Source organism: Mesorhizobium sp. P3_A9 (assembly GCF_056402975.1).
Genome location: NZ_JBFUGJ010000242.1, coordinates 1 through 9402, shown reverse-complemented (window position 1 = coordinate 9402; position 9402 = coordinate 1). Strand labels below are relative to the sequence as shown.

Sequence of the window (9402 nt, the reverse complement as noted above, 5' to 3'; positions counted from 1 at the left end):
GATGTCGAGGAGATGCTGGCGGCGGTGAAGTTCGTGCGCAAGATCGCCTCGATGCCGGCGATGGCGGAAATCATCAGGGAAGAAGTCCTGCCCGGCCCATCGATCCAGTCCGACGCCGATCTGATCACCGATTTCAGGAAACGCTCGGGCACCGTTTATCACCCGGTCTCGACCTGCCGTATGGGGCCTGATCCCCAGCGCTCCGTCGTCGACCCTCGCCTGAAAGTGCATGGCCTTGACGGCYTGCGCRTCATYGACGCCTCGATCTTTCCCGACAACATCACCGGYAACACCAACGCCGCCTCKATCMTGACCGGRTGGAAGGGCGCCGAACTGGTYCTGGAGGAYCAAAAATGAARATCACCGACGTCAAGACCTGGGTTGTCGGCAACCCGCCGCCCGGCATCGGCGGCAAGTATTTCATCTTCGTCAAGCTGACCACCGATGGCGGCGTGGTCGGCTACGGCGAAGCCTACAACGCCACCTTCTCCGCCCATGTCACGGCCAAGCTGGTCGAGGACATGGCCGAGCGCTATCTGATCGGCCACGATCCGCACGACATAGAGAACTTCTTCCGCCGCGCCTATTCCTCCGGCTTCACCCAGCGCCCCGACGTGACCGGCATGGGCTGCTTCTCGGCGCTGGAAATGGCCTGCTGGGACATTGTCGGCAAGGAGGCCAACAAGCCGGTCTACAAATTGCTCGGCGGCCAGGTGCATGAGACGCTGCGCTCCTACACCTATCTCTATCCACACACCGGCAGTGTTCATTCCGAGGACGCGCCGGACGGCAGGAATGTCTACAACGACCCCGAAATGGCGGCGGCCTGCGCGCTCGAATATGTCGAGCAGGGGTTCAATGCCGTCAAGCTCGACCCGGCAGGTCCCTACACCGCCTTTGACGGCCACCAGCCGCGCCTGGTCGACATCGATGTCGCCACCCGCATGGTCAAGGCGATCCGCGAGGCGGTCGGCACCCGCGCCGACATATTGTTCGGCACGCATGGCCAGTTCACCGCATCGGGCGCGCTGCGCATGGCGCGCGCCATCGAGCCCTATGATCCCTTGTGGTTCGAGGAGCCGGTGCCGCCCGACATGCCCGAAGTGATGGCGCAGGTGGCGCGAGGCACATCGATCCCGATCGCCACCGGCGAGCGGCTGACGACCAAGTTCGAATTCGCCCGCGTCATCGAGAACCGCGCCGCSACCATCCTGCAACCGGATCTCGGCCGCTCCGGCGGCATTCTGGAAACCAAGAAGATCGCGGCGATGGCCGAGGCCTATCACATCCAGATCGCGCCGCACTGCTATTGCGGGCCGATAGTCGGTGCCGCCAACATCCAGCTGGCGGTGACGCTACCCAACTTCCTGATCCTGGAATCGCTGAAGCAGTGGGACGGTTTCCACGCCGCGCTGCTGAAGAAGAAGATCGAATGGCAGGACGGCAACGTCATCCCGTCGAAGGAACCGGGGCTGGGCGTCGAGCTCAACGAGGCGGTCTGCGATGCCCATCCCTATACCGGCAAGGATTTGCACCTGCAGATGATGCAGACACCGTTGATGCCGTGAGCGAACGCTACGCCTTCATCGGCCTCGGCCATCTCGGCGGCAACCTTGCCGCCAGCCTGATCCGCAACGGCTTTGCCGTCACCGTCTTCGACCGCGACCCCGCCGCCGTCGAGCGCCTCGTGGCGCTCGGCGCCACCGCTGCCGACAGCCCTGCCGAGGCCGCGGCGCAGGCTGGCAATGCCATAACCTGCCTGCCCTCGCCGAAGGTCAGCGAAGCAGTGCTGACCGGCCCCGGCGGCCTGCTGGAAGGACTGCCGAAGGGCGGCACCTGGATCGAGATGTCGACCAACGGCCGCGACGAGATCGTGCGCCTTGCCGCCCTCGCTTCGGCCAAGGGCGTCGAGACGTTGGAATGCCCTGTCACCGGCGGCGTGCATCTGGCGGCAGCGGGAAAAATCACCGCGCTGGTCGGTGGCGATGCCGCCCTCTACGAACGCCATCGCGCGGCCATCGAAGCGATGTGCGCGAAGTCCTTCCTGATGGGGCCGATCGGCTCTGCGGCGGTGATCAAGGTCATCACCAACATGCTGGCCTTCATCCATCTCGTCGCCGCCGGCGAGGCGCTGATGCTGGCCAAGCAGGGTGGGCTCGACCTTGCCCAATCCTACCACGCCATCGTTGCCTCCTCCGGCAACAGCTTCGTCCATGAGACCGAAAGCCAGCTCGTCCTCAACGGCTCCTACGACATCGGCTTCACCATGGACCTGGCGTTGAAGGACCTCGGCTTCGCGCTCGGCATGGGCAAGGATTTCGGCGTGCCGCTCGATCTCGCCACGCGCGTCAACGCGATTTTCGAGCGGGGCAAGGAAGCCTATGGCGGTGGCGCCTGGTCGACGCAGATCGTCAAACTTCTCGAGGATGCCGTTGGCACCGACCTGCGTGCGCCCGGTTTCCCAGCCAAGCTGGAGCTTTGACCGGAGGTCGGAAAACCAAGCAATTTCATTAACTTGAATCGATAGCCGGATTCAGTTTCGAAAAGACTTGAATCAATCCCGCAGCCGCTTGATTCGGAACCTCAGCTCCGCTCAGATAACCCCATGGCGCGGAAAGCCGGGCGGCTTTGGGGGCGGTTCATGTATCTGGCGGTTGTTGTGCTGTTGATGGGTGTCTTTCCCGTCGCCTCGATCCTCATCGAATTCCTCGCATTCCCGAGCGGCGCTGGCCTCGTCTTTCTCATCGGCAAGTGGTTCGTCTTCTGGGGAGTGGGCACGCGGCTGCTGCTTGCCGGCATCAGGCAAATGGCAAACCCCGCCTTCACCGCCGACACCATTTTCGGCATCAAGGACAAGGCGGCGGAGGTCATCGTTCGCGAGCTTGGTTTCGGCAATTTCGCCATCGGCATGTTGGGCGCCGTGTCGCTGCTGAACCGCGAATGGGTGGTGCCGGCGGCAATCGCCGGTGGTCTGTTCTATGGCCTGGCGGGCGCCTTGCATGTCCGCAACGGCGACCGCAACACCAACGAGAACATCGCCATGATCTCGGACCTGTTCATCTTCGTGGTGCTGGCGCTGTACCTCGCCGCGACAGCCTTCAAGCCGGCTTAGCCAGAGCCTCAATATCTCAGCGTCAGCGCTCCGGGCAGGATCTCGAAGGTTGCCGGAATACGTCCTGGCGACTCGCCATCAATATCGACCAAGGCGCCGTTCATCTCGACATCCCCGAGCGGTTCGACCACTACTTTCTTGCCGCGCAATATGGTAATTGCCGGATGGTTGCGGTGCCGGCCGCCATAGAGCAGGCGGATGTCCCAGATCAGCTTCAGCTTGCCCGCCGCGCGCAGGATGACGATGTCGAACTCTCCGTCGGTGAGTTCGGCGTCGGGCGCGATCATCATGCCGCCGCCGAAGAATTTGCCGTTGGCCACCGCCACCAGCGCCATGCGCGCCTCGACCGGGGTGCCGTCATCGACGGTGATCCGTACATCCTGAAAGCGGTAGCGGATGAACTCGACCACGGTGCGCCAGAGGAACAGCGCCTTGGCCGACATCTTGCCCTTGCGCTTGTCGGCATTGACCGCGCGGTCCGTCGCCCCGGACAGGCCGAGGCTGGCGATGTTGATGAAGTGACGGCTAGCCAGCGCGCCATGGTCGTCGATGTAGCAGATGCGCCCGGCATCGACCTTGCGCCCCTTGGCCTCGGCGATCCGCTTCAGCGTCGCATCCACGTCCTTCGGCAGGCCGAGCCCGCGCGCGAAATCGATGCCGGTGCCGCATGGCAGCAGGCCAAGCTCGGTCGTCTTGCCGCTCTCTTCGGACGCCTGCAGCAGCCCGTCCGCCACCTCGCTCGCCGTGCCGTCGCCGCCTGCCGCGATCACCAGGTCGAAGCCGCTGACGGCAAGGTCGATTGCCAGCCGTTCGGCATCGCCCTCGGCTTGCGTCTCGCGCAGCTCGAAATCGCCAAAATGCTTTTTCAGCGAAGCGGCGACTTCAGGCCAGCACCGTTTCAGCCGGCCGCCACCAGCAATCGGATTGAGAACCACCCCGACTTTCAAATACTCGCCCTCCCCGGCGCCGGACATACACGCCCGATCGTTTGCCGGCATTGAAACCCCTGCCCGCCGGCGGAGCAAGGGGGGCTGTCGGTCGGAGCACCAAAAAGCGGGGCACGCTGTCTAAGGCAACCGGCGCCGAAATTTCGGCGTCCTTGGCAAACAGTCCCCGATAATCCCGCTATCCACAGGCCCAGGGCCATTCCCCCGGACCCTTACCCCGCGTAAGTTCAACCCATCTCAGGCGGCTACCAATCATCAAGCCGAAAGGCGAAGTGAAAGGCGGATTTCCTGAGGCCCGTACGGCCCGAAACGAGAGCAGGCTTGCCTGTTCGAGGGACGGAAGCCGAGACCTACGGGGCCGCGGAAAGCGTGCCAACGCCGACGGCGGACCGATGCTGCCATGAAGGACGGCAAAAACCTTCGATGGCCGCAGGGCAAAGCCCGCAAGGGCGGAGACCGGCGAGGTCCCGAACGGACGCTGCTCTCGGGTGGCGGACTGGCAGGACCGTCAAAATCAAGGCCGGCATGGCGCGACGACTTTACGGAAGTTGCTGCCGCGACCGTGTCCTGATCTGACAGGGAGGCGCTGGGAGAAATCCCGGCGCCGACTGTCTTTTATCCTCCTCAGCTTCTTTCCCGGCAAAGTTGCGGGCACCGCTTCACCAGGCGCTAAAATCGGTTAGTATCGAGCAGATAGAGTCCGTTCGATACGCGATCAGAGACTGTTTCGAAAGTTGCTCTGGCGAGTCATATGGTGGTGGTTTCGAGAACCGGAGCGCAGCGGACATGAGTCCGTGAGCTCAGTTCTACTGCGACGCAGTAGAACGGGGAAGCGCAGAAAACGCCATCAGATGGCCGCCGGAGTGACTTTCCAAGCAGTCTCTTGAAGGGGGATACTTCATGACGCTTATCCAGAAGCTTGCCGTTGCCTATGCTTTSCTGTTCTTCGSCGTYGTCGCCATCGGCTACATACCGGCSTTCAACGATGCCAACGGCAATCTGTTCGGCCTGTTCTCATTGCAATGGTACGAYGACCTGCTGCACGCCTTCTCCGGCGTCTGGGCGCTGGCTGCCGCCTTCATCTCGCATCGCCAGGCGGTGTTCTATTTCAAGCTGTTCGGCTCGGTCTATCTGTTCGACGGCGTGCTCGGGCTGATCACCGGTTCCGGCTGCCTCGATGCCGGCATCTTCATCAACGGTTTCCGCTCCCTCAACGACATCGAATTCCCSGCCCGCTTCTTCGCCAACCTGCCGCACCTCGTCATTGGCGGCTTCGCCGTCTATGTCGGCTTCTGGCTGTCGAAGCGCATCTACGACCACTTCGCCACGGCCTGACCGGCCATGTTCCTGTTCCGCTGGCTGAAGCGCCTCATCAAGACGATCCTCTGGCTGATCGTCGTCGCCATCCTCATCCCGGTCGTCGGGCTGAGCTACGGCTTCCTGACCACGCCGTCGCTCGACAAGACGCCGCTGCCCGGCATTGCCGATGGCGCGCCGCCCAAGGCGCTGGCCGACAAGGTCCGCGCCGAGATCCCCGGCTACCAGCGGCCGGAGGAATCGACCTTCCTCACCTATCCCGAATGGGCGATCGTCTATGCCGCGCGCGAATATGCCGGCTTCGTTGGCAAGGACCAGCCGAGCGGCTTTCCCTATTGGTCCTATGTCGGCCGCTTCTGGCAGGACTACGCCACGGTGATCCGCGCCAGTTCCCCTTACAAGTTCAACTATGCCAACCATCAGATGCTGGTCATCATCGGCACCAGCCATTCGATCGAGCATATATTGCAATGGGCCTATGAGAACACCGTCGGCCGCATCACCGAGGCGACATCGGCCAAGCGCACCGCCGCCGACATCTACCAGGCCAAGGTGGCGGCGGACTACGCAGGCTTTCTCGACCAGGTGCCGTGGTACCAGTTCCCTTATGCCGAAAAGCGCGCCGGCCTGTTTGCCGTGCAGCCGGCGCCCGGAGACAGCTCCATCCGCACCAGCGAACGCAAGCTCGCCTTCGGTCTCGCCGACACCATCAAGCAGGGCTATGCCGACCTGATCAAGAAGGCGCTTGCCGCCACCTCCGACCCGGCCTTGCTCGACATCCATGTCTGGGCCAAGGGTCCGGTCGGCGAAGCCACCCGCAATGAGCCGGACACCTTGCTGGAGCGCGATTACGGCACCGATGGCACCATCTTCGTCACCAAGCGCTATCAGGTCTTCACCGACATGATCCCGCGGCTGATCGACAAGGGCGTCTCCTTCGTCGAGATCGGCGGCAATGACGAGATCATGGTCACCATGCTCTCGACCGACTCGATCGCCGTACCCGAAGGCATGCGCATCCTGTTCAGCTATCCGCTGCCGGCCGACCCATCGACGCGCCGCACCGGAATGGTCGTTGCCGTTCGCAAGCTGCATCTGGTGCTGCCATCGCTGATGAAGGCAGGCGCAAAACTCGAACACGTCTACGATTATTGAGACCTTTCGGTAACACCGCGCAAAGATTGGCCACCCAGAGCGCTCCGCCACGCTCATTCCACAATCGCGGCCAAATCCCGCCTTGTTCGCGCGCGATGGAAATGACCGAGCTGCCGGGGGGCATCTCGAAGGGACAAGACCGTGATCAAGACCGCCCTTGTCGCCATGACCATTGTCGGCTGCGACTGCGACGCCAAGCTGTGCGAATATATCGGCGAGACGCCGGCCAAATGGTCGACGATCGCCGAATGCGAAGCCGCGATGAAGAGCCAGATCCTGCACCAGCGCAATTTCAATTATCCGCTGGTGTCCGGCATCTGCCGCACCAAGGGCTCGTCGTCGTCCTCGCACCTCGCCGCCATCGCATCCGGCCCGGAGTTGAAGCCGGCCAGCAGGATCGTCAGGACCGAAAGCCCGCTGCCGCCGGAACTGAGCCACCGGCCGAGCGTTTCGGTCGGCACGCCGACGACGGCCGTCGAAGCRGACGCTGCCCGGCCCGTTGCCTATGAACAGGTGGTCGATGGCGGCACCGGCGTGCTCTATCGCACCAAGAACGGCTATGCCGTGGTCAAGACCGATCTTGGCCGCGCCGCTTCCGCGACCGCCGACGCGGCAAAACGCTCGGTGAACTGGCTGGCCGGCCTGGTGCCGACGGGGCTTTAGTCCCTACATCTTGACCTTGAGTCTCTCCCAGAACTTGTCGATCAGCGGCTGTTCGGTGCCCAGGTCCTCGCTGCCGRCGCGCGTGATGAACAACAGCCCCTGATCGGCGAGGCCGTAGCCGACGATCTCGAAATATGCGGTGTCGGTGCGCGTCTTCACCTCGGCGCGGATGCCGGTCAGTTCCTTGCCGTCGGCGAGTTTGCGGGTCGTCGGCTGCTGCGTCACTTCGGCACCTGCCTGCACCGACTCCYTGGTCATCTCCTGCAGCATCAGCTGGTTGAGCGACACCGGGTTCATCTTGCCGTATTCCTGCASRAYSACGATCGTGCCCAGCGCCGACGCCATCAGATATTGCGTGATGTTTTCGCCGAGATCGGTCTTGGTCACCGAAATGGTGCTCGGATGGATGAAGGAGAAACTGTCGCCGGAAAAGGTGGCGAAGTCGTTGCGTTGGAGCGTCACCTTGCTCTGCTTGCCGCCGGGCAGCGTCACCGTTGTGCTCTCGCCGGGATCGATGTCGACGGCCACACCATCGATCGTCAATTTGAACGCCTTGAGGTCCTCGGCCCCGGCCGGCCCAGCGCACAGCGCGATGAGAGTGAGGGCTGCCGCCGATACCATCCGCATCGATTTGTTCTCCTGCTACGCAACCCCGCTCAGCGCYTTGATSGCACGRTAGAAGGTCGAGGAAAACAGYTCCGTCGGRTCATATTGCCGCTTCGATGCCAGGAAGGCCGGCAGCTCGGGATAGGACGCCAGCAACTCCTTGGCCGTGTAATGCAGCTGATAGGGCAGGAAGAATCGCCCGCCATGCTTGATYGTCACGTCGATCAGCGCCCGCGTCAGCACCCGCATCCTCGCATTGCCGTCGGCATCGGTCGGCTGGTTGATGTAGAGCACCAGCGAATAGGCCGGCTCCGGCGCGTAGGTCAGCGCCACATCCTCCTTGTGGACGATGCGCACCGAGGCGTTGAGCACCGGCAGCGACTGGTTGCGCAGGATCTCGCGAGCCTCGGTGATGAATGGATTATACGCGGCGCGTGGAATAAAATATTCGTGCAGGATATCGGTCTCTTCGGCCAAATCGTTGAAGAGATACGGCACCGAATCGTGCATCGGGTTGTTGCGGGTGACGAGACAGGCCTCGCCTTGCGCCATCGCTGAAGTGCGCGCCACCGTACAGCTTTCGAATTTCGGCTCCAGCGTCTTTTCGGTGAACCACTTGAGCTCCTGGAATACGCTGCCCCATTTCGCCAGGTTGATGATCACCCGCTTCAGCCCGACCGAGCCCGGTTCGCCGATATCAGGCTGGTCCGCCGGCGGCTGCTCGGCCACCTTGTCGTAACGGTAGACGATCATGTCCTCGAGGAAATTGCCCGGGGCTGTCGACAGATGGCCGTAGAACAGGCCGATATCCCTGTTCGGCTCCAGCACCTCGGCGAAAAACTTTGGAAAGTCGTCGGATTTGATGATTTCGCGCGAGGTCCGGTAGACGGCGTTGTCGACGATCTCAAGCGTCGCCTCCAGCACCACGCCGAACAGGCCGTAGCCGCCGATGACGTGGCGGAACAGGTCGGTGTTCTCGCCTGGCGAGCAGGTCGTCACAGACCCATCGGCCAGCATCACCCGCATCGAGCGGATCGAACCCGCCACCGAGCCCGCCTGATGGTCCATGCCATGTGCGTTGACCGACAGCGAACCACCGACCGAGAAAATGTCGGTCGACTGCATCGCCTTAACCGCGAAACGCGGATGCAGCATGTTCTGGATATCGTGCCAGCGCGCGCCCGGTTGCAGCGTCATGGTCTTGGCCGCCGCATCGACGCCGACCTTGTTGAATTTCTTGAGGTCGAGCACCAGCGCATTGTCGTCGAAGGCATGCCCGCCCATCGAATGGCGGATCGCGGCCAGCGACACTTTCAGCCCGTTGGCGCGGGCGAAGGCCAGCGCCCTGGCGATGTGGTCTTCCTCGCTGACCTCGACGACGCCATAGACCGGCGTCCGCGACAGGCCGCTGGCATCGTTGATGTCGCCGCCCTTGGCCAACCATGGCAGCGAGGGGTCAAAGGCCGGCGGACTGGCGATCGGCTTCAGCGGCAGGGCGATGCCGTCGATGTCGGCAATGCGGCCGGCATTCTTCGGCCCCGAAGGGCCGCGCGCCAGCCGTGCCATGGTGGTGCCGCCCCACAGCACCGCGCCGCCGACGAC

10 protein-coding genes are annotated in these 9402 nt (G+C 63.0%); 7 read left to right on the top strand and 3 right to left on the bottom strand.

What is annotated here, in order from left to right; translation table 11 throughout:
- The 4 genes from AC1DX0_RS25355 to AC1DX0_RS25340 all read left to right on the top strand — a co-directional run.
- Nucleotides 1-357 (top strand): GMC oxidoreductase (locus AC1DX0_RS25355; RefSeq protein ID WP_477357240.1); only part of this gene is annotated, 357 nt, incomplete at its 5' end.
- The gene (locus AC1DX0_RS25350) at nt 354-1568 is read left to right on the top strand and encodes a mandelate racemase/muconate lactonizing enzyme family protein (protein ID WP_477223556.1); all 1215 of its coding nucleotides are present in this window, start codon (nt 354-356) and stop codon (nt 1566-1568) included. The genes AC1DX0_RS25355 and AC1DX0_RS25350, both read left to right, overlap by 4 nt.
- The gene (locus tag AC1DX0_RS25345; RefSeq protein WP_477223557.1) at nt 1565-2482 is read left to right on the top strand and encodes an NAD(P)-dependent oxidoreductase; all 918 of its coding nucleotides are present in this window, start codon (nt 1565-1567) and stop codon (nt 2480-2482) included. Before AC1DX0_RS25350 ends, AC1DX0_RS25345 begins: the two co-directional genes overlap by 4 nt.
- A 123-nt stretch (nt 2483-2605) precedes the next feature.
- Nucleotides 2606-3112, top strand: a complete 507-nt coding sequence (locus AC1DX0_RS25340; protein ID WP_477223558.1) for a DUF6790 family protein — start codon at nt 2606-2608, stop codon at nt 3110-3112.
- Between the two features lie 8 nt (nt 3113-3120).
- On the opposite strand, the gene AC1DX0_RS25335 is transcribed toward AC1DX0_RS25340, so the two are convergent.
- A complete protein-coding gene (locus tag AC1DX0_RS25335) occupies nt 3121-4059 on the bottom strand; it encodes a diacylglycerol/lipid kinase family protein (RefSeq protein ID WP_477223583.1) in 939 nt (312 codons plus the stop codon).
- A 900-nt stretch (nt 4060-4959) separates the two neighbouring features.
- Between AC1DX0_RS25335 and AC1DX0_RS25330 the strand changes: the two genes are divergently transcribed.
- From AC1DX0_RS25330 to AC1DX0_RS25320, 3 genes are all read left to right on the top strand, one after another.
- The gene (locus AC1DX0_RS25330) at nt 4960-5394 is read left to right on the top strand and encodes a hypothetical protein (RefSeq protein WP_477357238.1); all 435 of its coding nucleotides are present in this window, start codon (nt 4960-4962) and stop codon (nt 5392-5394) included.
- Between the two features lie 6 nt (nt 5395-5400).
- Nucleotides 5401-6531, top strand: a complete 1131-nt coding sequence (locus AC1DX0_RS25325; RefSeq protein WP_477223559.1) for a hypothetical protein — start codon at nt 5401-5403, stop codon at nt 6529-6531.
- A gap of 141 nt (nt 6532-6672) precedes the next feature.
- Nucleotides 6673-7194, top strand: coding sequence for a hypothetical protein (locus AC1DX0_RS25320; protein WP_477223560.1), 522 nt, complete (start codon nt 6673-6675; stop codon nt 7192-7194).
- 3 nt (nt 7195-7197) lie between these two features.
- Here AC1DX0_RS25320 and AC1DX0_RS25315 read toward each other — a convergent pair whose 3' ends face one another.
- Together AC1DX0_RS25315 and AC1DX0_RS25310 are read right to left on the bottom strand one after the other, a co-directional pair.
- Entirely contained in the window at nt 7198-7821 is a 624-nt protein-coding gene (locus tag AC1DX0_RS25315; RefSeq protein ID WP_477357236.1) for a hypothetical protein, read from the bottom strand.
- Nucleotides 7822-7836: 15 nt separating this feature from the next.
- Nucleotides 7837-9402: FAD-binding oxidoreductase (locus tag AC1DX0_RS25310; protein WP_477357234.1), on the bottom strand; the 1566-nt coding region annotated here is incomplete at its 5' end.

What these genes read in the sequence shown, in the direction of transcription:
- AC1DX0_RS25325 (WP_477223559.1), top strand. Translation starts at nt 5,401, where the DNA reads ATGTTCCTGTTCCGCTGGCTGAAGCGCCTCATCAAGACGATCCTCTGG.
- AC1DX0_RS25340 (WP_477223558.1), top strand. Translation starts at nt 2,606, where the DNA reads ATGGCGCGGAAAGCCGGGCGGCTTTGGGGGCGGTTCATGTATCTGGCG.